Annotated in this window: 15 protein-coding genes; 9 read left to right on the top strand and 6 right to left on the bottom strand. The window is 69.6% G+C overall.

Annotated elements, in window-relative coordinates; genetic code table 11:
* Nucleotides 1-1108 (bottom strand): acyl-CoA dehydrogenase family protein (locus ACILRF_RS00305; protein WP_395670261.1); only part of this gene is annotated, 1108 nt, incomplete at its 3' end.
* Nucleotides 1109-1293: 185 nt separating this feature from the next.
* On the opposite strand from ACILRF_RS00305, the gene ACILRF_RS00300 reads away from it, so the two are divergent.
* The 4 genes from ACILRF_RS00300 (at nucleotide 1294) to ACILRF_RS00285 (ending at nucleotide 7934) form a co-directional block, all read left to right on the top strand.
* Nucleotides 1294-2517, top strand: coding sequence for a CaiB/BaiF CoA transferase family protein (locus ACILRF_RS00300; RefSeq protein ID WP_395670260.1), 1224 nt, complete (start codon nucleotides 1294-1296; stop codon nucleotides 2515-2517).
* A gap of 242 nt (nucleotides 2518-2759) precedes the next feature.
* Nucleotides 2760-4913, top strand: a complete 2154-nt coding sequence (locus ACILRF_RS00295; RefSeq protein ID WP_395670259.1) for a TonB-dependent receptor — start codon at nucleotides 2760-2762, stop codon at nucleotides 4911-4913.
* Between the two features lie 17 nt (nucleotides 4914-4930).
* Complete coding sequence (locus tag ACILRF_RS00290; protein WP_395670258.1) at nucleotides 4931-6142, top strand: serine hydrolase domain-containing protein; 1212 nt, start codon at nucleotides 4931-4933, stop codon at nucleotides 6140-6142.
* Nucleotides 6143-6251: 109 nt separating this feature from the next.
* On the top strand, nucleotides 6252-7934 hold the full coding sequence (locus ACILRF_RS00285; RefSeq protein WP_395670257.1) for an amidohydrolase: 1683 nt from the start codon (nucleotides 6252-6254) through the stop codon (nucleotides 7932-7934).
* Here ACILRF_RS00285 and ACILRF_RS00280 read toward each other — a convergent pair.
* Complete coding sequence (locus ACILRF_RS00280) at nucleotides 7931-9160, bottom strand: SLC13 family permease (protein WP_395670256.1); 1230 nt, start codon at nucleotides 9158-9160, stop codon at nucleotides 7931-7933. The genes ACILRF_RS00285 and ACILRF_RS00280 overlap by 4 nt on opposite strands.
* A 268-nt stretch (nucleotides 9161-9428) precedes the next feature.
* Here ACILRF_RS00280 and ACILRF_RS00275 point away from each other — a divergent pair, with 268 nt between their 5' ends.
* Together ACILRF_RS00275 and ACILRF_RS00270 are read left to right on the top strand one after the other, a co-directional pair.
* Nucleotides 9429-11372 carry a PQQ-binding-like beta-propeller repeat protein gene (locus ACILRF_RS00275; RefSeq protein WP_395670255.1) on the top strand — a complete coding sequence of 648 codons (1944 nt, stop codon included), beginning with the start codon at nucleotides 9429-9431 and terminating at the stop codon, nucleotides 11370-11372.
* A gap of 87 nt (nucleotides 11373-11459) precedes the next feature.
* Nucleotides 11460-11918: a MaoC family dehydratase gene (locus ACILRF_RS00270; protein ID WP_395670254.1), complete on the top strand. Its 459-nt coding sequence runs from the start codon at nucleotides 11460-11462 to the stop codon at nucleotides 11916-11918.
* A 55-nt stretch (nucleotides 11919-11973) separates the two neighbouring features.
* Here ACILRF_RS00270 and ACILRF_RS00265 read toward each other — a convergent pair whose 3' ends face one another.
* From ACILRF_RS00265 to ACILRF_RS00250, 4 genes are all read right to left on the bottom strand, one after another.
* Entirely contained in the window at nucleotides 11974-12756 is a 783-nt protein-coding gene (locus tag ACILRF_RS00265; protein WP_395670253.1) for a hypothetical protein, read from the bottom strand.
* A 265-nt stretch (nucleotides 12757-13021) separates the two neighbouring features.
* Entirely contained in the window at nucleotides 13022-14605 is a 1584-nt protein-coding gene (locus ACILRF_RS00260) for an AMP-binding protein (RefSeq protein ID WP_395670252.1), read from the bottom strand.
* 142 nt (nucleotides 14606-14747) lie between these two features.
* The gene (locus tag ACILRF_RS00255; RefSeq protein WP_395670251.1) at nucleotides 14748-15545 is read right to left on the bottom strand and encodes a TetR/AcrR family transcriptional regulator; all 798 of its coding nucleotides are present in this window, start codon (nucleotides 15543-15545) and stop codon (nucleotides 14748-14750) included.
* 229 nt (nucleotides 15546-15774) lie between these two features.
* Nucleotides 15775-16914: a serine hydrolase domain-containing protein gene (locus ACILRF_RS00250; RefSeq protein WP_395670250.1), complete on the bottom strand. Its 1140-nt coding sequence runs from the start codon at nucleotides 16912-16914 to the stop codon at nucleotides 15775-15777.
* Between the two features lie 241 nt (nucleotides 16915-17155).
* Here ACILRF_RS00250 and ACILRF_RS00245 point away from each other — a divergent pair, with 241 nt between their 5' ends.
* From ACILRF_RS00245 to ACILRF_RS00235, 3 genes are all read left to right on the top strand, one after another.
* Nucleotides 17156-18514, top strand: a complete 1359-nt coding sequence (locus ACILRF_RS00245) for an MFS transporter (RefSeq protein ID WP_395670249.1) — start codon at nucleotides 17156-17158, stop codon at nucleotides 18512-18514.
* Nucleotides 18486-20054: a class I adenylate-forming enzyme family protein gene (locus ACILRF_RS00240; RefSeq protein WP_395670248.1), complete on the top strand. Its 1569-nt coding sequence runs from the start codon at nucleotides 18486-18488 to the stop codon at nucleotides 20052-20054. Before ACILRF_RS00245 ends, ACILRF_RS00240 begins: the two co-directional genes overlap by 29 nt.
* 72 nt (nucleotides 20055-20126) lie before the next feature.
* Nucleotides 20127-21707 carry a class I adenylate-forming enzyme family protein gene (locus ACILRF_RS00235; RefSeq protein WP_395670247.1) on the top strand — a complete coding sequence of 527 codons (1581 nt, stop codon included), beginning with the start codon at nucleotides 20127-20129 and terminating at the stop codon, nucleotides 21705-21707.
* Nucleotides 21708-21715 lie beyond the last annotated feature (8 nt).

Here is a 21715-nt window from a genome sequence, read left to right as displayed (position 1 = left end):
TCACCTGCTGGATCTGGCTGGTGCCCTCGTAGATCCGGAAGATGCGGACGTCGCGGTAGAACCGCTCGATCCCGTGGTCGGCGACATAGCCCGAGCCGCCGAAGATCTGCACCGCGCGGTCGGCGACACGGCCGACCATCTCCGAGGCGAACAGCTTGGCGGCCGCCGCCTCCAGCAGGATGCTGGCGCCCTCGTCGAGCTGGCGCGCGACGTCCAGCACCAGGGCGCGGGCCGCCAGGCTCTCGGTCTTGGAGTCGGCGATCATCGCCTGGATCAGCTGGAAGCTGGCGATCGGCTTGCCGAACTGGCGCCGTTCGCTGGCGAAGGCCACGCAGTCGGCGATCAAGCGCTCGGCCACCCCGACGCAGATCGAGGAGATGTGCAGCCGTCCGCGGTCGAGAACGCGCATCGCCACCTTGTGGCCGCCGCCCTCCTCGCCGATCCGGTTCTCGACCGGCACCCGAACGTTGTCGAAGAAGACGTCGTGGATGTGGGCGCCCTGCTGGCCCATCTTCTTCTCGGCCGGGCCGACGCTGACGCCGGGCAGGTCCTTCGGAATAAGCAGGGTCGTGACCCCGCCGGCCTTGTCGTCCGAGGTGCGCGCCATCACCGTGAACAGCGAGGCGCGGCCGGCGTTGGTGATGAACCGTTTCGTGCCGTTGACGACATAGACGTCGCCCTCGCGCCGGGCCGAGGTCTGGACCGCGGCGCTGTCGGACCCGGCCTCAGGTTCCGTCAGCGCGAAGGAGGTGATGATCTCGCCCGACGCGATGCCCGGCAGCCACTTGGCCTTCTGCTCGGGCGTGCCGAACATCACCAGGGCCTGGCTGCCGATCCCGACGTTGGTGCCGAACGACGAGCGGAAGGCCGGCGAGGTGCGGCCCAGCTCGAAGGCGATCATGACCTCGTCCTCCATGGACAGGCCGAGGCCGCCGTATTCCTCGGGAATGCTCAGCCCGAAGAAGCCGAGCTCCTTCATCTCGTCGATGATCGCCTCGGGAATGGAGTCCTGCTCGGCGATCTGCGCCTCGAGCGGCCGCAGCCGTTCGGTGACGAACCGCCGGACGACGTCGATGAACTGCTGGCGAGTGTCGGAACCGAGGGCCATGGGGGAAAAACGAGGTCCTTGCTGGAGTGGCTTGGGCGCCGGAGGGTGCGGCGCGCGACGAAAATTCTAACGGCTGCTTGGTAATAAGCAAGGCCGCCATCTAGCCCGTCCCGCCGTCCGCGTCGGGGCTCGCGCCGCCGCGTCGGTTATGGTCAGTTGGCGCTCTGTCGAGGTCGGGAGTTGAGATGAGCAAGCCGCTGGAAGGGATCCGCGTCCTGGATATTAGCCGTGTCCTGGCGGGGCCCTGGTGCGGCCAGATGCTGGCCGACTTCGGCGCCGAGGTGATCAAGGTCGAGCGGCCGGGCGAGGGGGACGACACCCGCGGCTGGGGTCCGCCGTTCTTCGAGGGCGACGGCCCGGAGCCGGCGCACGCGTCGGCCTATTACCTTTGCGCCAACCGCGGCAAGCGCGGCATCGCCATCGACTTCACGCAGCCTGAAGGCCAGCGCCTGGTGCGCGAACTGGCCGCTCGCAGCGATGTGCTGATCGAGAACTTCAAGGTCGGCGGTCTGAACAAGTATGGTCTCGACTATGCGAGCCTGGCGGCGGTTAATCCGCGGCTGGTCTACTGCTCAATCACCGGCTTCGGCCAGACGGGGCCCTATGCCGACCGCCCCGGCTACGATTTCATCCTCCAGGGCATGGGCGGGCTGATGAGCATCACCGGCCCGGCGGAAGACGAGCCGGGCAGCGAGCCCTACAAGGCCGGGGTCGCCCTGACCGACATCATGACCGGGCTCTACGCGACCAATGCGGTAATGGCCGCCCTGGTCGGCCGCGGCGTCACCGGCCGTGGGCGCCACATCGACGTCGCCTTGCTCGACGTGCAGGTCGCGACCCTCGCCAACCAGGCCATGAACTACCTGGTGACCGGCAAGGCGCCGCGCCGGACCGGCAACGCGCATCCGAACATCGTGCCCTACCGCTCGTTCCGCAGCCGCGACGGACGCCTCAACATCGCCGTCGGCAACGACGGGCAGTTCGCCCGCCTGTGCCAGGTCCTGGGGCTCGACCTCGCCGCCGATCCCCGGTTCGCCACCAACCGCCGCCGGGCCGAGAACAAGCACGAACTGTGCGACCAATTGCAGGCGGTGTTCGAAACCCAGCCCGCCGCCCACTGGATCGATCGGCTGAACGAGGCCGGAGTGCCCGCCGGGCCGGTCAACGACATCGCCGAGGTTTTCGCCGATCCGCAGGTGAAACAGCGCGAGATGGAGCGCTGGATCCCGCACGCCAGGCTTGGCCGCGTGCCCAGCGTCGCCAATCCGGTGCGGTTCTCGGAAGGCTCGCCGGAGTACAACCATCCCCCGCCGACGCTTGGCGAACACACCGACGACGTCCTTCGCGATGTCCTCGACCTGGACGACGCAAGCATCCAGGCGCTGCGCGACCAGGGCGCGGTCGGCTGAACAGATCGCGGCCCCGACACAGCTTTAAGCCCATGGCTATTCGACTTTGGTCGTAGTCCCCGGTTGCTTGACCGCCCCCCCGCCACTGCCCAGCATATCGCGCGCCGCGATAAGACATCGCGGGATAACATGAAGGGGGGAGCGTGGGCGCTCAACTTACCAGCCTGAATCTCAGGTCGTTGCTCATTGGCGTGTCGGGTCTTGCGCTCATTGCCGGCTCCGCTTCGGCTCAGACGAGCGAAGTGGGCATCGAAGAGGTGGTGGTCACCGCCCAGAACCGCAGCCAGACCCTGCAGGAGGTCCCCCTCGCGATCTCCGCCGTGACCGGGGAGAAGCTGGCCGCGGAGCACATCGCCACCTTTGCCGACATCGCCAAGGTCGCCCCCGGCTTCGTGGCGGCGCCGAACTACGGCTACATCCGCTACTCGTCGATGCGCGGCATTTCGAACAACCAGTACGGCTTCGCCGACGACCCTTCGATCGCGCTCTTCGTGGACGGCGTCTACCAGGGCCGCGGCGGCACCGGGATGCAGACCAACTCGGCCTTCGACATCGACCGCATCGAGGTGATCAAGGGCCCGCAGGCGACCCTGTTCGGCCGGTCCTCGATCGCCGGCGCCATCAGCATCATCACGCGTCAGCCCACCTTCGACGGCTTCGCCGCCGACGCCATGGTCGGGGTCGGCAACTACAACCGCATCACGGCGCGTGGCGCGGTCAACCTGCCGCTGTCCGAGAACCTCGCCCTGCGCCTGGCGGTCAACTCCGAGAACCGCGACCAGGTCTACAAGGACCTGAACGGCCGCGGCGGCCTCGGCGGCGTCAACGTCAAGGCGGCCCGCGCGACCCTGGCCTATCGCGGCGACGCCTTGCGGCTGACCCTCAAGGGCACGGTCGAGCGCCGGCGCGACAACGCCTTCCCGGTCCAGACCGTCGACCAGCCGAAGTTCCGCGTGACCCATTCGTTCGGCGGCCGCGACGCGCCGGCCGACTTCGACATCTACGAGGGCATGGCCAAGGTCGAGTACGACTTCAACGACGCCCTGTCGGCGACCCTGACCAGCAGCGTCCGCCAGGTCGATAACTACTTCGTCCTCGACTATGACGCCCGGCCCGAGATCGTCGGCGGCCCCTACACCCAGGGCACCAAGGACCGGCTGATCGGCCAGGACCTGATCTTCGTCTTCGAACAGGGCCCGGTCAGCGCCTCGTTCGGCGGCTCGTGGTTCAGCGAGGATCTCAGCGGCTACGTCCACAACTGGGTCAACAGCACGCTGGCCTTCACCGGCGCCTATCCCACCGGCCTCGCGCCGAACGACTACAGCGCCGCCTTCTTCGAACTCGGCAACTACGACGGCAAGTTCCACGGCTACTCGGTGTTCGCCGACGCGACGTACGAGATCACGCCCGCCCTGCGGGTGACCGGCGGGGTTCGCTTCAACAGCGACACCAAGCGCTACACCCACGACATCCCGAACCCGGCAGTGCTGCCGCAAAACGCCGGCAAGGCGTTCGCAGGCGCCTATTACAACTGGGGCTACTGGACGAGCCGGCCGGTGACCAGCAAGGACACCTGGGAGGACGTCTCGTTCCGCGCCTCGGTCAGCTATGACCTGTCGGATGCGGTGACCACCTACCTGTCGTTCAACCAGGGCTGGAAGGCCGGCGGGATCGACAGCTTCAAGACCGTCACCCCGGCCCCGTTCCAGTACTACTTCGGCCGCGACGTGGCGGCCGCCGGCGGCGTGCCCAACGTCTACGACCCGGAGAACAGCAACAGCTACGAATTCGGCCTCAAGGGCCGGTTCATGCAGGGCCGCCTGAGCACCAACCTCGCCCTCTATCAGTACACCTACGAGGACCTGCAGGTGAACGTCACCCGGGGCGTCTCGGTGACGGTCGAGAACGTCGGCCGGGCGCGGGGCCGCGGCGGCGAACTCGAGATCCGGGCGATCCCGTTCGAGGGCCTCGAGCTGTTCTCGAACACCGCCTACAACGACACCAAGATCAAGAGCTTCCCGGACAACCTCTCCCAGGTCGGCATGCCGCTCAACCGCGCGCCGATGTGGAGCGGCTCGGCCGGGGCGACGGTGACCCTGCCGGTCGGCGCGCCAGGCGACCTGAAGCTCCAGGGCGACATCAGCTATCGCAGCAAGCTGCGGGCCGACAACGCGCTGGTCTATCTCGTGCCGGGCTATACTCTCGCCAACGCGCGCCTCAGCTACACCACCGCTGACGGCAAGTACGGGGTCACCGCCTACGTCGAGAACATGTTCAACAAGATGACGTGGAACAGCGCCGCGATCCGGCGAGCGTTCGCCGCCACGCCGCTGAACAGCCGCAGCGTCTTCGGCGATCCGCGGTTCATCGGCGTCGATTTCACCGTCCGTTATTGAGGGTCGAAGAGTCAGTGATGAAGTTTCAGCTTCTCCATCGTGCGGGTGTCGCGGCCCTCGTCGCGGCCCTCAGCCTGGCCGGTCTGCCGGCGTCGGCCCAGAACGGACCGCCGCCCGGCCAGGCCGACACCCGGGCCGAGGCCCCCGCGAAGGGGCGGCTGAACTTCTGGGGACCGTCCGAGCAGCTGCGCTACTACAAGGCGATGGAGACGGTCTTCCCGACCCACGTCATCAAGGCGGGGGACAAGGTCCATCCGCTGCCGGTCGACGCCAATCCGCTGAAGGTCAGCTTCAGCCACAAGTCGCGGCCCTACACCCTCGAGGACTTCCAGGACATCTCGCGGGCGTCGGGCCTGCTGGTGATCCACAAGGGGCGGATCGTCCTGGAGCGCTACGCCCATGGCCGCGGTCCGAACGACCGGTGGACCTCGTTTTCGATCGCCAAGTCGGTGACCTCGACCCTGCTGGGCGCGGCGATCCGTGACGGCGCGATCAAGAGTCTCGACGATCCGGTGTCGCGCTATGTGCCGGAACTGAAGGGCGGCGCCTTCGAAGGCGTCACCCTGCGCCACCTGGCCACCATGACCTCGGGCGTGCGGTTCACCGAGGACTACGGCGACCCGTCCTCCGATTTCAGCCGCTTCACCACCGGGACGGGTCCCAGCTTCTTCCAGCTGATGTCCAACATGCCGCGCGAACACGCGGCCGGCGCCCACTACCACTACTCCACCGCCGACTCGAACCTGCTCGGCGCGGCGGTCCAGCGGGCGACGGGCAAGTCGTTGTCCGACTACCTGTCCGAGAAGATCTGGAAGCCGTTCGGCATGGAGCAGGACGGCGTCTGGATGGTCTCCGACGAGGGCATGGAGACCGGCGGGATCTGCTTCAGCGCCACCCTGCGCGACTACGGCCGCTTCGGCCTGTTCATCCTCAACGGCGGCGTCGCCGGCGGCAAGGAAGTGCTGCCCAAGGGCTTCCTGCAGGAGGCGACGACCAAGCGCGTCGGCACCTCCTATCCCGGCCTCGACTACGGCTATCAGTGGTGGGTCCGCCAGGGCGGCGTCTACCAGGGCATTGGGATCATGGGCCAGTCGCTCTACGTGGTGCCCGAACAGGAACTGATCATCGTTCAGCAGAGCGCCTGGACCACCTCCGGCTCGGCCGACGATTACGCCCTGCAGGCCTCCTTCGTCGAAGGCGTCCGCGAGGCTATCCGCCGCCGCGGCTGAGAGACGCCGGCGCCGTCCGTCTGGTGACGAAGACGGAGCCGGCGCAGCGCAAATCTCACCTCCCCACGGCGCTGGGCCGCGCTAGGCTCAGCGTCCGGGAGGACACGCGATGAAACGGGTCGCAATCGGAGTTTCGGCGCTCGCCCTGCTGGCGGGCTCTGCGGCGCAGGCGGCCGAACAGGCCAGCCTCGTTCTGCGCGGCGGGCGCATCCTCACCTTCGACGACGGCGAGCGGGTCGCCAGCGCCGTGGCGGTCCAGGCGAACCGCATCGTCGCCGTCGGCAGCGACGCCGACATCGGCCCCTGGGTGGGACCGGGCACCCAGGTCGTCGAGCTGAACGGCCGCACGGTCACGCCGGGCCTGATCGATTCCCACTCGCACCTGCTGTCCCTGGCCACCGCCGATCGCTTCCGCGTGCCGATCGCCCTGCCGCCGCTCAAGTCGATCGACGAGATCATGACGGCGCTGAAAGGCCACGAAGCCAAGGTCGGCCGCGGCAAGTGGGTGATCGGCCAGGGCACCTTCAATCAGAAAATGCCGACCCGGGCCCAGCTCGACGCAGCGTTCCCGGACACGCCGGTGCTGCTGATCTGGAGCCTGCACGACTTCCTGATCAACCATCGCGCCGCGCTCGCACTCGGGCTCAGCGCCGCGACCCCCGACCCCGGCGGCATGGGCCGCATCGAGCGCACCGCCGACGGCGAGCCAATGATCCTGCGCGACACCGATGTCCAGCTGCCGGAGGAGACCCTCGACTACGAAACCTCCAAGGCGGCGCTGCGCGACGTCATGGCCAGATACTTCCTCCGCTACGGAGTGACCACCATCGCCGACCTCTCCGGCTCGGCGGCCATCCGCCAGTACCAGGACCTGCGCGACGAGGGCCGGCTGCCGGTGCGGGTCAACGTCAGCTACATCGCCCGCGGTCCGGAGGCGGACGCCGTCATGTCCACCGGCCTGCGCACCGGGTTCGGCGACGACTGGCTGCGGCTGGGCTCGATCAAGGTCTTCGCCGACGGCGTCTGGGGGACGACGGCGGCGGTCTACAAGCCGTTCTGGAAGGGCTCGGGCACGACCTGGGTCCCCGACAACCGCGGCGGCCTCAACCTGGAGCCGGCGGAGCTGCAGTCGATCGTCAAGCGCGCCCATGCGGGCGGCTGGCAGGTCTGGGTCCACGCCAACGGCGACCGCGCCCAGGACGAGGTGCTGACGGCGGTCGAGGCGGCGCAGGCCGCAACCCCGCGCCCGGACGCCCGCCACCGCATCGAGCACTTCGCCAACTTCCTGGTCCAGGATCCGGCGCGGACCTCCCGCAGGCTGGCGCGCATGAAGGCCGACGGCGTCATCCCGTCGACCACGGTCGCCTTCCTCTGGCGCCTGACCGACGTCAACGTGAAGGAGCCGGACATGAAGTTCTTCCCGATGAAGACGCTTCTCGACCTCGGCTTCCACCCGCCCGGCGCGCCCGACATGACCGGGTCCCAGCGCGAGAACAGCAATCCGCTGTTCTCAATCGAGCGAGCGGTAGCCCGGACCACCAAATACGGCCAGGTGGTCCAGCCGGAGGAGGCGGTAAGCGTCATGGACGGCCTGCGGATGTTCACCCGCTGGTCGGCCGAGGCCAACTTCCTGGAGCAGGACCGCGGGTCGATCGCAGTGGGCAAACTCGCCGATTTCGCGGTGTTCCGGGCCGATCCGACCAAGGCCGACCCGAAGACGCTGCGCGAGCTTCCGGTCGACCTGACGATCGTCGACGGCAAGGTCGCCTACGACGCCAAGGCGGCCCGCTAGAAGGGCAGCACCAGCACGGCCCAGGCCAGCAGCGGCCCCAGAGCCGCGACGCCGGCGGTGTAGATCAGCAGCTTGCGCAGCAGCGCCTCGCGCTCGTCCGGCTCGGCGTTGGCGACCACCAGGGCGCCGTTGGTCGAGAACGGCGAGGTGTCGACGATGGTGGTCGAGACCGCCAGCGCCGCCACCAGGCCGATGGCGTTCAGGTGCCCTTGCCCGACCAGCGGCAGGGCCAGCGGGATGACCACGCCAAGCAGCGCCGTCGACGAGGCGAAGGCCGAGACCACGCCGGCCAGATAGCAGAGCAGCAGGGCGGCGAGCGCGGCGATTCCGATGGTCGCCACGCCGCCGGCGATCCAGTCGACGACGCCCAGCTTCTCCAGCAGGGCGACATAGGTGATCACGCCGCAGATCAGCAGCACGGTCGACCAGCTGACGCCATTGATCGCCCCGGCTTGGCTCTTGGGCGCGACGATCGCCAGGGCGGTGATCACGAACACCGCCGCGAAGCCGACGTTGACCTCGAACAGGGTGACGCTGGCCGCGAACCCCGCCAGCGCGGCGAGGGTGGCCATCTGCTCGAAACTCAGCGGCTCGGTCGGCGGCGCGACGGCCGCATCCGCCGCCGCCGGGCCGCGGCGCATCAGCACCAGGAAGATGCCGGCCGCGACCGCAAGGTTGATCACCATGCTGGCCAGGAAGATCAGCGCCGGCTGCGCCGTCAGGCCGGCGTTCTCGACCACCTCGTTGGTGATGACGCCATAGACGCTGATCGGCGAGAAGGCGCCTGCCTGGGCGCCGTGGATGGTCATCAGGCCGAGCATCAGCGGCGACAGTCCGAACTGCCGCGCGAACCGCAGCGCCAGGGGCGCGAGGATCGCCACCGCCGCCGGGCCCAGAGCTCCGAAGCCGGTCAGCAGGGCGCCCACCGCGAACACCAACCAGGGGATGACCGCGCGGCTGTGGCCGGTGAGGGCGGCGGCGCCGTTCACCAGCCGGTCGATGGACCCGTTCTTCTGGGCGATGGCGAAGAGGTAGGTGATGCCGACCAGGGTCAGGAACAGGTCGGCGGGGAACCCGGCCAGGATGTCCTTCGGCGTCTGGCCCGAGATCAGCACCCCGAGGATGAAGGCGCCGGCGAAGCCGAGAACGCCCATGTTGACGCTGGTCGTCGCCGCCACCGCGAAGATCGCGATCAGGATCGCGACGGCCCAGATTTCAATTCCCATGACGCCCCCCGCCGCCGGCGGCTGCTGTCCCGGCCGTGCGACCGGCGGATTTAGCCTGAGAATCTGCGCCGCGCGAAGCGGGGGTGTGAGGAGGTGGCGGCGCCGCAATAATTCTGAGGTCAGACTCAATTCTTTGACGAACCCGCGCGGCGACGCTACGCATCAACTACGCCGCTTGTGGGGGCGTGGAGTATCGCATCGCTTGCGCCGCGCCGGCCCGGTGGACGGGCCGCCTGCGGCCGCGCCGGCCTGAACGCGGAGTCCTGACATGAGCTTGTTGTTGCGTCGCCCCTCTTCCCGCCTGGCCCCGGCGCTGGCCGCGGCGACGGTCCTGCTGGCGGCCGCCAGCGGCGCCGCGGCTCAGACCGTCGATTGGCCGCAGTATGGCGGCGACGCCGGCTTCTCGCGCTATTCGCCGGCCAACCGGATCACCCCGCGCAACGTCAAGGGGCTGAAGGTTCTCTGGACGCGCTCCGGCCTCGACGCCGACCTGACGCGCAAGTTCCCCGACCTCCAGGCGCCGAAGTATTTCCGCTCCACGCCCGTCGTCGTGGGCGGCGTCGCCTATGCCCCGAACGCGGTCGGCCTGGCCGAGGCCTTCGACGCCGTCACCGGCAAGACCATCTGGACCCAGCGGCCGTTCAGCGAGGCGCGCCGCGAGGTCGCCGGCTCGGCCGGCCGCGGTCTGGCGCTTTGGGGCAAGGGCAAGCCGCGGCGGGTGCTCATCGTCCGCGGGGCCTATCTCTACGCCCTCGATGCGGCGACCGGCGCGGCCGATCCGAAGTTCGGGGAGGGCGGCCGCGTCAGCCTGACCCGCGCCGGCGGCGGCCGGTTCTCGGTCAGCGGCGGCCCGGCGATCGCCGGCGACGTGGTCATTGTCGGCGGCGACGGCTCGGCGGACGACAACGGCGACTATGGCCAGTCGCGGCGGGGGATCGGCGAAAGCGTCCGCGCCTACGACGTCCACACCGGCGCCCTGTTGTGGGAGTTCTCGCCGGTTCCGGCGGTCGGCGACCCGGCCCGCGCCAGCTGGCCGGCGGACGTGGTCGGCACGGTCGGCAGCATGGGCTCCTACGGCACGATCGCCTACGACGCCGAGCTCGGCTACGCCTACTTCGCGTTCTCCGCCCCGGCTCCTCCGGGGCTGGCAGGGTGGCGCGCCGGCGACAACCTCTATTCCAACACCCTGGTCTGCGTCGACGCGCGGACCGGCCGCAAGATCTGGCATCGCCAGCTGGTCCATCACGACGTCTGGGACTACGACCTCTCCGCCCCGCCGGTGCTCGGCTGGGCCAAGGTCGGCGGCAAGCGCATCAAGACCGTCATGCAGACCGGAAAGATGCCGCTGCTCTTCACCTTCGACCGCCGCACCGGCGAGCCGGTCTGGCCGATCGAGGAGCGGCCGGTCCCCGCCTCCGCCCTTCCGGGCGAGGCGCTGTCGCCGACCCAGCCGGTCCCAACCCGGCCCGCGCCGCTCGACCGCGTCACCGTCACGGAAAGCGACCTCATCGACTTCACCCCGGCCCTGAAGGCCGAGGCGCTGGAGATCTTCCGCAAGTACAACCCCGGCGTCTTCTACGCCCCGCCGAGCACGGTGGGGCTGGGCGGCAAGCTCGGCGTCCTGGTGCTGCCCGGCACCGACGGGGGCGGCAACTGGAACACCGGCGCCTTCGATCCAAAGACCGGCGTGTACTTCGGCGCCACCATCACGACCGTCGCCAACTACGCGGCCAAGCCGAACGCCGACGGCTCCAGCGCGCCGGCCCCGAACCTGTTCCACGTCGACGGGCCCCAGGGCCTGCCCCTGGTCAAGCCGCCTTACGGCCGGATCACCGCGGTCGACATGACCTCCGGCTCCATCCGCTGGGTAACCCCGATCGGTCAGGGGCCGACCGATCACCCGGCGCTGAAGGGCCTCGGCCTCGGGCACCTCGGCATCCCCGCCCGCGCGGCGGTCGCCGTCACCGACAGCCTGGTCTTCGCCGGCCAGAGCAGCGATGCGGTCAATCTGGCGGCGCTGCAGAACGGCTACGCGCCCAAGTTCAACGCCTACGACAAGGCGACCGGCGCCATGCTGGTCGAGCTCGACCTGCCGCCCGGTTCGGGAACAACGGGCGCGCCGGTGACCTACATGGTCAAGGGCAAGCAGTACGTCCTCGTCGCCGTCGGCGGTCGCAACGCCCCGCCACAGTGGGTGGCCTTCGGCCTCTGACGCCGCTCCGCAGACCGGCCCCGCGGCCCAACACCGACCTCACGTGAAAGAATTCGGACGATGTCAAAACAACAAGCTCAGTCACCGTTGGACGACGCGCCAGAGGGGGAAATCGTCTCCGATTGGGTGCTCGTCGACCAGGCGCTGATCTCGAAGTTCGGAGAGGCGACGCTCGATCCCGATCCGATGCACGTCGATCCGGAGTGGGCGGCCCGCGGACCGTTCGGGGCGACCATCGCCTTCGGCTTCCTCACCGTCTCGCTGCTCACCCACCTGATGCACTCGGCGATGAACAACGAGCCGGTCAGCGACCTCAGCCAGGGGTTCTATCTGAACTACGGTTTCGACCGCCTGCGCCTGCTCTCGCCGGTGATGGTCGACAGCCGCGTGCGCGGCGTCTTCCGGCCGCTTGGCAAGCGGGTCGACGACAAGGGTCGCGTCGTCGCGACCTTCGACTGCCGGATTGAGATCGAGGGCGCCTCGAAGCCGGCGCTGGTCGCCGAATGGCTGACCCTCTGGGTGCCGCCGGAAGCGGCCCTCGGCTGACGTCGGTCGCGCGAGGGAAGCGGGCGGGCTTGCGCAGAAGCCCGCCCTTTTTAACTCAGGACGCGGCCGGGGCGATGGCCACGACGATCGCCGCCGCGCCGCTCGCCGTCCAGCTGTAGGTCGCGCCGCGCGGGATGTAGAGGGTGTCGCCGCCGCCGGCCCGGATGGTGCGGTCGCCGTCCTTGAACTCGATCGAGCCGGTCTTGATGGCGACGTAGCGGGTGTCCGGCGCCGACTGCACGCGGCCGCTCGCCGACGGGCGCCAGGCCAGAACCTTGCCGCCGCGGCCGCTGTCCATCAGCTCATGGACGCCGCCGGTCGGGCCCTTCACGAAGTCGCCTTCCGGGATGGCGGTCGGATCGAGGGTGGTTCGGACCTGCTTATCCTTCAGACGCGCCTCGTCGAACGGGAAGACGATGTATTGGTGGACGTAGCGATCGGCATCCTTGGCGGTGCTGGTCAGGCCCGGCGGGATGAAGCCGATATAGCCCTTTTCCACCAGGCGCTCGGTGCCGTCGGCGGTCACCGAAACGATGCTGCCGCGGGCCACGTGGATCACTTCCGCCGAGCGCGGCGTGCCGATCGAGTACTGTTTGCCATGGACGTCGGAGTAGCCGACCACCGCGCCGTTCTCGCGCGGCGCATAGGTGCCGGCGACGATCTTCATCGAGCCGGTGGTCAGCTCGCGCTTGGCCGGCAGGGTCGAGCCGTCCGTCTCCATCTTGATGATCCGCGTCGAGGGCGCGGCGGCCGGCGCCTGGGCCGACGCGGACAGGGGAGCGGCTCCGGCGAGCAGGAGGCCAAGCGACAGGGCAGTCAGGCGAGAGCGAGCCAGCATAGGATCTCCGAAGATGGTGTAGGGCGCAGACGGCGCAGGAACTGCCCCGATCTGACCACAAGGGTGGAGCTGGAGGCGATGCAAAACGTGCCCCGCTTGGTGCGCGCATGACACCACTGGTTGTATTCGCAGGTCTGACCTACCGAACCGGGCCGAACTTCCCTCGGAGAGGTCCCCCGACCACGGTGAAGCTTTTAGGCCACATCCGCCAGTAAAATGAGGATCGCCTCAGTTTCCCGGCGGCTGCACGCCCTCGCCAGGGTGTTCAGGGCTGCAGTTCCTTCAGCCGCGTACGCAGCTCGACCTTGTTGACCTTCTCCAGGGTGCCGCGGGGCAGGGCGTCGACCAGGTGGACCTCCCGGACCGCCTTGAACTCCGCCAGCTTCTCGCGGGTCGCCTGGATGATCCGGTCGGCCAGATCCGCCGGGGCCCCCGGCAGCGGCACGACGAACGCGGCCGGCACCTCGTCGAGCATCGGGTGCGGCCGGCCGACGACCGCCGATTCCAGCACGCCTGGCACGGTGTTGATCGCCATCTCGACTTCCGAGGCGGCGACGTTTTCGCCGCCGACGCGCAGCATGTCCTTGGCGCGGTCGGCGAAGAAGAAGTAGCCGCCGGGCCCCACCGTCACCCGGTCGCCGGTGATGAAGTAGCCGTCGGCGTCGAAGGCGTTGGCGGTGGCCTCCGGGTTGTTGAAGTACTCGGCGAACAGGGTCACGCCGCGCACCCCCTTGATGAAGAAGTCGCCGGTCTCGCCGAGCTGCGCCGGCTGGCCGTCGTCACGGGTCACGCGGAACTCATAGCCGGGGACCGCCCGCCCCATCGACATCGAGGGGTTGGGGAAATGGACGTCGCCGACGGTGCCGAGGGTGATGGTCTCGGTCATGCCCCACCAGCCGATGGTCTTGATGCCGAACTTGGCGTCGGTCGGCGGCGAGCAGATGCCGTTGCCCCACAGGCGATACCGGTGGTCCGGCGGGACCGGCCGCTCCATCAGCGCGCGGGTGCAGAACGGCACCACCGAGGCGAACGTCGCCCCGTGGCGCACCGAGTTGTCCCAGAACCGCGAGGCGGAGAACCGCGGCTGGACGATGCAGGCGCCCCCGGCCCACAGGCTGGCCAGCAGCGAATAGGACTGGGCGTTGGTGTGATAGAGCGGCAGCGAGACCAGGTGACGGTCGGCGGCGGTCAGCCCCTGCACGTTCGCCCCGGTGCGGCCGCCCCACAGGGCGTTGGCGTGGGTCCACAGCACCGCCTTGGGCCGCGACGTCGTGCCGGACGTGTACTGGATGGCGAAGGGGGCGAGCGGGTCGGGCGCCCGCTGCGGGATCTGGTCCGGGTCGCCGTCGAGGCGGGCGAAGGAATCCGCCGCCTCGGTCGCGGTCTCCGGCGGCTCGCCGCAGTCGGTGTCGGTCACCGCGATCCATGCCGCGCCGGGGAAGGCGCCGCGCAGCAGGCTGGCGAACCGCGGCTGGGTGATCGCCGCCACGGCGCCCGAATGGCTCGCGAAATAGGCCAGCTCGTCAGCCGTCGAGCGGGCGTTGGTCGTGACGCCGACGGCGCCCAGCCAGCCGCAGCCGAACCAGGCGAACACCGTCTCGGGGCAGTTCTCCAGGTGGATCAGCACCCGGTCGCCGGCGCGCACGCCGCGGGCGTGCAGCCCGCCGGCCACCCGCTTCACCCGCTCGACGAACTGGGCGTAGGTCCAGGTCCGGTGCTCGCCGGTGAACGGCGCCCAGATCAGGTACGGCGCATCCGGCCGGGCCTCGACCTGCAGGGTGAGCAGCGTGCGGATATCCTGGCCTGCGAGCGGCAGGATATTCGGGTTCTCGACGCCCCAGCGCCCCATCGGCTTCCTCCTTCTCGTCAGGTCGCCGTCGCCGCTTTCGCGCCGCGTGTGGGACCTGTTCCACAAAGCCAATACCCCGTCAGGATCGCTGAGGTAGCCGTTTTCAAGGTTCCAGGCGGTGCGGATCAAGCACCGCCGGGTCTCAGGCCTGCGGCGCGGGCTCGGCCGGCAGAATCGCCGCCCCGCCCGACAGCGACCGCGCCAGGAGATCGGCGACCGGCGGCAGGTTCTCGGGCAGCGGTTGGCCGGGATAAAGCAGCCGGGCCCACAGCACGGTCGCCGCGTCCGCCACGGCGTCGTCGTCGGCGTCGAGCTCGCGCAGCAGCGCCAGCAGCTCGGCCTGCGGATAGATGAACAGCTTGCGGGCCAGCTCGTCCATCATCGCCCCCAGCATATAGGCGGCCAGCAGCGCCGTCCGGGGATCGACCGCCCCCTCCGGATAGTGCCGCGTCACGCTGGAGGCGATGCGGACATACCAGTTGTGGTTGGAGGTCTGGCCCAGGGATGCGAAGGCCGGGATCTCATCGCCCAGCTGCAGCAGGCAGCGCATCAGGCCGGTGTTGGCGCGGCACAGGGCGAACCAGATGCGGTTGGTCGCCCGGATCGCCTCGATCGCGCTCGGATAACCCGAAGCCTGGCGGAAATGGTCGCCGACGAAGTCCTCCAGGAAGCTGCCCAACACCGCCGCCGACGCCTCGGTCTTGTCCTTGAAGTAGACGTAGAACAGGCCTTCGGCGACGCCGGCCGTCTCCGTGACGTCGTTGGTGCGCAGGCCGTGGTAGCCCTTGGCGCTCAGCACCTTGGCGGTGGCGATCTTCAGGCGCTCGCGCGTGCGCTGCCCCTTCTGAGGCGGCGGGTCCGTCTCGAACCGCCGCTCCAGGAAATTCACGTACGACAGGCGGCTCGCGCTCTTGCTCTTGGCGCTTCTGGAGGCTCTCACGGAGGCGTCGGCTTCATATCGAGAAAAACGCTCACAAAAAGCCCGCGGCTCGCCGACTTGCGCGGGCGCGGAACGGGATTGTCTCCAAGACTGACATTACGCAAGCCCCCGAAACAAGCCCGGACGCGGGCCTGAGCGGCCCGGCCCAGCCTGGAATCGGTGCCAAGATTGCACCGTTTGGGCGCCGAATGCACCTCCTGGCTTGGCGCCGCCGCCGCCTCGCGAGCCCTTACTTCGTCCGCTGGGCGCGCTCGATGTCTTCGATCGCCTTGGACATGGCCACCGAAGCGCCGCGCCAGCCGGCGGCCCCGTCGGCCTGGTTCCAAGCGACGGCGATCGCCACGTCGATGTCGGGGCAATAGACCATCGAGACGCCCCAGTACCCGCCATGCGACCAGCACATCCGCTTGCCGAACCGGCTGGCTCCCAGAAGGGGCGCGTGGGCGAGCTTGCCATTGGCGGTCGGCGGGATCTGCAGCGCCATGGCCAGGGTCGGGCTCTTGTCGAACATGTCGCCCTGCAGCAGCGGCCGGACGAAGCGCACCAGGTCGCCGACGGTCGAGACCAGCCCGCCGCCGCCGAACAGGTCCATGGAGGCGTCGATGACGCGCGCATCGAGCGGTCCGACGTACTGGTGGGCCCGCCGCTCCCCGGCCGGAGCCGGCTGGTAGGTTTCCCAATAGGTCGAGCTCAGCCCGCGCGCCGGCAGTTGCAGCTCGTAGGACACCGCGTCGGCCAGCCGCTTGCCGGTCGCCCGCTCGATGATCTCGCCCAGCACCAGGTACGAGAGCTCCGAATAGTTGTAGTCGCGGCCCGGCGGGGCGACCGGCTCGCCGTTCTTCATGCCGAAGGCGATCTGCTCCTCACGGGTCCACTTGTGCCCCGGGTCCTTCATCACCGCCGCCGCGAAGGCCGGGGAGGTGCTGTTGTCATAGAGGCCGCTCGTGTGGGTCAGCAGCTGGAACACGGTGATGGCGTCGACGTCGTAACCGTCGTCCTTGAGCAGCTTGCGCGTCTGGTCGGAGATCAGCGGCGACATCGGGTCGTAGATGCCGAACTTGCCCTGCTCGATCAGCCGGATGGCGGTCGCCGCCACATAGACCTTGGTCACGCTGGCGATGCGGAAGGCGTCAGTGGTCTTCACCGGCTCCGGCTTGCCGATGGCCAGGGCCCCGGTCGCGCCTTGCCATTCCAGGCCCCAGCGCGGTGCGCTGACAGCGGCGATGACGCCGGGGATGGTCTTGTCCGAGCGGGCGATTTCCTCGATGGCCGCCTGCAGGCGCGCCTCCGGGGCTTGCGGCTGCGCCGCCGCCGAGCTGCAAAGGCCGGCGGCCAGCGCCGCGGCGATTATCCCAGATCTGATTTTCATCCCGAACCTTCCCTCGCCCGATTGTCGCCTCGGTGCGGACCACGTTGACACGTCCCGGAACATGAGCTCAACCTCAATTATTCGGAAAGGCGACGCGTTATCGGCGCCGTTACTGAGCTCTGCCGGTTGTCGAATGCGACAGCGATTGTCCTGAGGTAAGACGATCGTCGCCTGGCCAATGAAAAAAATGGTTCGTAAGTCGCGTTCGACGGACCTTGAACCGACCGTCGGGAGGCGATCGATGATCGAGCGTTCAGGGACACTCGACGTGCGCGAGGCCGTCGCGGGGGCGGGGCGTGAACGCGGCGACCTCGGCCCGCTGTCCGTCGCCAGCTTCGCCTTCGGCTCGTTCGGCACCGGCGTGTTCAGCACCGTGCCGAGCGTCCTGCTGCTGTTCTACTGCACCGAAATCGTCGGCCTGCCCGCCGCCTGGGCGACGGCCATCGTCTTCGCCCCCAAGGCCTGGGCCATCCTCTGGGATCCTTTCGTCGGCGCCTGGTCGGACCGCACCCACAGCCGATGGGGCCGGCGGCGGCCGTTCATCGCCGCCGGCGCCATCGGCGTCGCCCTGGCCATCATGGCCCTGTTCCATCCGCCTCCCGGGGCGGGGGCCACGACGGCGGTCTGGATTGGCCTGGCCTACTTCGCCCTGGCGACCACCTATTCGCTGTTCGCCGTCCCCTATACGGCCCTGCCGGCCGAGATCGGCCGCGACGCCGGCGCCCGCTCGCGCCTGATCTCGGCGCGCATGGCGCTGCTGATGGTCGGCATCCTCGCCGGCGCCGCCGTCGCCCCGATGCTGGTCGAAGCCTTCGGCGGCGGCCGCCCCGGCTACGGGACGATGTCGCTCCTGATCGGCGCGGCGGCCGGGCTTGCGATGCTCGCGCCGCTGATGATGCTCGGGCCGCACGATCCGGCCCGGCCCGCGACCACGGCCAAGGCCCGCCCCTCCGACCCGCGCCGCCTGCCGCTCGGCGACCGCCCGCTGCGGCTCCTGACCCTGGCCTTCCTCATCCTGCTCACGGCCATTGGGGCGGTGTCGGCCGCCGGTCCCTATCTGATCGTCGGCGCGCTGGGCCGCAGCCAGGCCGACGTGGGGATCGCCCTTGGCGCCTCGATCCTGACGACCGCCTTCACCGTCCCGGTCTGGGGCTGGCTCGGCCGGCGGTTCGAGGAGCGCCGCGTCCTGTGCTTCGCCGCCATCCTCTACGCCGCGGCCCAGGTCGGGATCGGCGCGGCGGCGCTGGCTGGCTTGCCGTGGCCGCTGATGATCGTCGGCTTCGCCATCGCGGGGCTGCCCATGGCCGCGCTGCAGGTGCTGCCGTTCGTCGCCGCCGCCCACCTCATCCGCGACTACGTCGATCGCGAAGGCGGCGCCGAGGGCGTCCTCACCGGCGCGTGGACGGCGACCGAGAAGCTCGGTCTTGCTTGCGGGCCGGCGATCACCGGCCTGGCCATCGGCGCCACCCGGGGCGGCCACGGGTCGATTCCGCTGTTCCTGATGATCGCGCCGACTGTGCTCGCGCTCCTCGCCCTCATCCCTCTAGTTCTTTCCATGTGGACCAGCCGTCATGCAGGCGCCGCGCCTCACTCGTCTTGACGAATACGTCGCCTGGCACGCCGCGCAGGACCCGGATCTCGAAGCCTGCGTGCTGGGGGCCGAGCGGTGGTCCTACGCCCGCCTGTCGACCGAGATCGACGCCCTGGCCGCCGCCCTGCTGGCCGCCGGCGTGGGCAAGGGCGACCGGGTCGCCACCCTCCAGACCCCGCGGCCGGAGTACCTCGTCGCCTTCCTGGCCACCGCCGCCATCGGCGCGATCTGGGTCGGCCTGAATCCCAAATACCGCCGCGCCGAGCTCGAGCACGTCGTCCGCGACAGCCGGCCCAAGGTGCTGATCGCCCGCAGCCACGTGGAGGACCGCGACTACGCCGCCGACATCGCGGCCCTGCGCGAGGCCGCTCCCTCGATCGAGACCTGCGTCGTGTTCGCCGGCGATCCGCCGGTGGCGGGCGCCCTCGACATGGCCGCCTTTCTGGCGGCCGGCGCTGGCGTCGCCGCCGGCCTCGACGCGGCCCGTGCAGGAGTCGGCGGCCAGGACCCCTGCCTCATCGTCTACACCTCGGGCTCGACCGGCGCGCCGAAGGGCGCCCTCCTGAGCCATGCCGCCTTGTCCGGCTTCGCCCATGACCAGGACGAGGTCTGGCACGTCGAGCCGGCCCGCTCGCTGAACTATTTCCCGATCAACCACGTCGGCTGCGTCGCCGACATCTCCCTGCCGGTGATCGTCGGCGGCGGCTCGATGATCTTCATGGAGCACTTCGACCCGCGCGGCTCGCTGGAGCTCATCGCCCGCGAGAAGGTGACGCTGTGGGGCTCGGTGCCCAGCGTCTTCCAGCTCCAGCTCTCCGTCCCCGACTTCGGCGCCTTCGACCTGTCGAGCGTGCAGCTGATCATCTGGGAAGGCGCGGCCATGTCCCAGGATCTGGTCGACATCCTGCTGCAGTTCGGCCGGCCGATGGCCACCAACTACAGCATGACCGAGGCGCTGGGCATCGCCCTGCTGGAGCCGACCCGCGACCGCGAGGCGCTGGCCGGTTCGGTCGGCTCGGCCTTCGCCGAGGCCGAGGTGCGCCTCGTCGGGCCGGACGGCGCGCCGCCCCCGGCCGGCGAGCCGGGCGAGATTCTCGTCCGCTCGCCCTATCTGATGCTCGGCTACTGGGGCCGGCCCGACGCCACGGCCGAGGTCCTGACGCCCGACGGCTTCTTCCGCACCGGAGACCTCGGCGTCCTGCGTCCAGACGGCCGCTACCGGATCGTGGGGCGCATCAAGGAGATGTACAAATCCGGCGGCTACAACGTCTATCCGCGCGAGGTCGAGGCCGTGCTCGAGGCTCACCCCGCCGTCGCCATGGCCGCGGTGGTCAGCCGCCCCGATCCGCTGTGGGACGAGGTCGGCGTCGCCTATGTGATTCCCCAGGCGGCGGTCACGCCGCAGGACCTGGAGCAATGGTGCCGGGAGCGGTTGGCCAACTACAAGGTGCCCAAGCTGGTGCGGGTCGACGCGGACCTGCCCTTCCTGCCGATCGGCAAGATCGACAAGACGGCCCTGAAACGTCGCGCGGCCGACGAGTCGGCCTAGCGGTTCCTGACTTGCGGCCCGTCAGCCGCTATGCCTTGCGGCCGCTTGAGCTGACGTGTCCCGGAGACCTTGATGACCCCTGCCGAGTTGCTGGCGCTTGATTTCGGCACGCTGCCCGACCTGATCCGGGTCCGGGCGCAGACGCAGGGCGAGCGGCCGGCCGCGATCGATCCCGCGCGGACGGTATCGTACGCCGAGCTCGACCGGCGCATGGATCGGGTCGCCGCCGCCCTCCAGCGTGACGGCGTCGGCCACGGCGAGGTCGCGGCGATCTGCGCCGCCTCGCGGGTCGAATATCTCGAGGCGTTCTTCGGGACCCTGCGCGCCGCCGGCGTCGTCGCCCCGCTCGCGCCGTCTTCGACCCCCGACAGCCTGCTGGCCCAACTCGCCGACAGCGGGGCCAAGGTCCTGTTCCTGGATCGTCAGGTCGCCGACCACCTCGGCCCCGCCCTCGGCGCGGTCGCGGCCCGCCGAGTCAGCCTCGACGGCTCCGACGCCGGCGTCCCGTTCGATGACTGGTTGGCCGACGAGGAACCGGTCCGGCGCGACATCGCTCCGGAGGACACCTTCAACATCATCTATTCGTCAGGAACGACGGGCGTCCCCAAGGGCATCCGCCAGCCGCACGCCATGCGCTGGGCCCACATGCGGCGGGCGGTCTATCCGAACGATGCGGTGACCCTGCTGTCGACGCCGCTCTATTCGAACACCACCCTGGTGTCGCTTCTGCCGACCATCGCGGCCGGGGGCTGCGTCGTCCTGATGGCAAAGTTCGACGCCGAACAATTCCTGGCGCTGTCGCAGGCCCATCGCGTCACCCATGCCATGCTGGTGCCCGTGCAGTACCAGCGGCTGATGGACCACCCGCGGTTCGACGATTTCGACCTGACCGCCTACCGCATGAAGTTCGCCACCTCGGCCCCGTTCCCGGCGGAGCTGAAGCGCCGGGTGCTGGACCGCTGGCCCGGCGGGCTGGTGGAGTTCTACGGCATGACCGAGGGCGGCGGCACCTGTGCGCTCGAGGCCCACGCCCATCCGGACAAGCTGCACACCGTCGGCCGCCCGCTGCCCGGCCACGACGTCCGGCTGATCGGCGACGACGGCGCGGAAGTCGAGCCCGGCGGCGTCGGCGAGGTGGTCGGGCGCTCCGGCGCCATGATGACGGGCTATCACAACCAGCCCGCCAAGACCGCGGAGATCGAGTGGCGCAGCCCCGACGGCCTGCGCTACCTGCGCAGCGGCGACGTCGGCCGGTTCGACGCCGACGGCTTCCTGGTGCTCATGGACCGCAAGAAGGACATGATCATCTCCGGCGGCTTCAACATCTATCCGGGCGACGTGGAGGCCGAGCTGACGCGCCATCCGGCCGTGCTGGAGGCGGCCGTCGTCGGCGTGCCCTCCCGCGCATGGGGCGAGACGCCGGTCGGCTTCGTCGCCCTCCGCCCTGAGGCCGCGGTCGCCGCCGACGCCCTGCGCGCCGAGGTCAACGCCCGCCTCGGCAAGCACCAGCGGCTGTCCGACCTGCGGTTCGTCGAGGCCCTGCCGCGCAGCGCCATCGGCAAGGTGCTGAAGCGCGAGCTGCGCGAGGCGTACGCCGCCGAAGCGGCGCCGGCCGCGCACATGTCAGATGGTCGACATAACACCGGTTCGTGAACGCCGCC

This window comes from Phenylobacterium sp., from assembly GCF_044236515.1.
Taxonomy (GTDB): domain Bacteria; phylum Pseudomonadota; class Alphaproteobacteria; order Caulobacterales; family Caulobacteraceae; genus Phenylobacterium.
Note: the sequence above shows the minus strand (reverse complement) of the source record. Positions and strands in the feature narration are given on the sequence as shown.

Bases quoted from the DNA above. Each gene is read 5' to 3' on its own strand.
- ACILRF_RS00300 (WP_395670260.1), top strand. From the start codon at position 1,294: ATGAGCAAGCCGCTGGAAGGGATCCGCGTCCTGGATATTAGCCGTGTC.
- ACILRF_RS00290 (WP_395670258.1), top strand. From the start codon at position 4,931: ATGAAGTTTCAGCTTCTCCATCGTGCGGGTGTCGCGGCCCTCGTCGCG.
- ACILRF_RS00285 (WP_395670257.1), top strand. From the start codon at position 6,252: ATGAAACGGGTCGCAATCGGAGTTTCGGCGCTCGCCCTGCTGGCGGGC.
- ACILRF_RS00280 (WP_395670256.1), bottom strand. From the start codon at position 9,160: ATGGGAATTGAAATCTGGGCCGTCGCGATCCTGATCGCGATCTTCGCG.
- ACILRF_RS00275 (WP_395670255.1), top strand. From the start codon at position 9,429: ATGAGCTTGTTGTTGCGTCGCCCCTCTTCCCGCCTGGCCCCGGCGCTG.
- ACILRF_RS00265 (WP_395670253.1), bottom strand. From the start codon at position 12,756: ATGCTGGCTCGCTCTCGCCTGACTGCCCTGTCGCTTGGCCTCCTGCTC.
- ACILRF_RS00260 (WP_395670252.1), bottom strand. From the start codon at position 14,605: ATGGGGCGCTGGGGCGTCGAGAACCCGAATATCCTGCCGCTCGCAGGC.
- ACILRF_RS00250 (WP_395670250.1), bottom strand. From the start codon at position 16,914: ATGAAAATCAGATCTGGGATAATCGCCGCGGCGCTGGCCGCCGGCCTT.
- ACILRF_RS00245 (WP_395670249.1), top strand. From the start codon at position 17,156: ATGATCGAGCGTTCAGGGACACTCGACGTGCGCGAGGCCGTCGCGGGG.
- ACILRF_RS00240 (WP_395670248.1), top strand. From the start codon at position 18,486: ATGCAGGCGCCGCGCCTCACTCGTCTTGACGAATACGTCGCCTGGCAC.
- ACILRF_RS00235 (WP_395670247.1), top strand. From the start codon at position 20,127: ATGACCCCTGCCGAGTTGCTGGCGCTTGATTTCGGCACGCTGCCCGAC.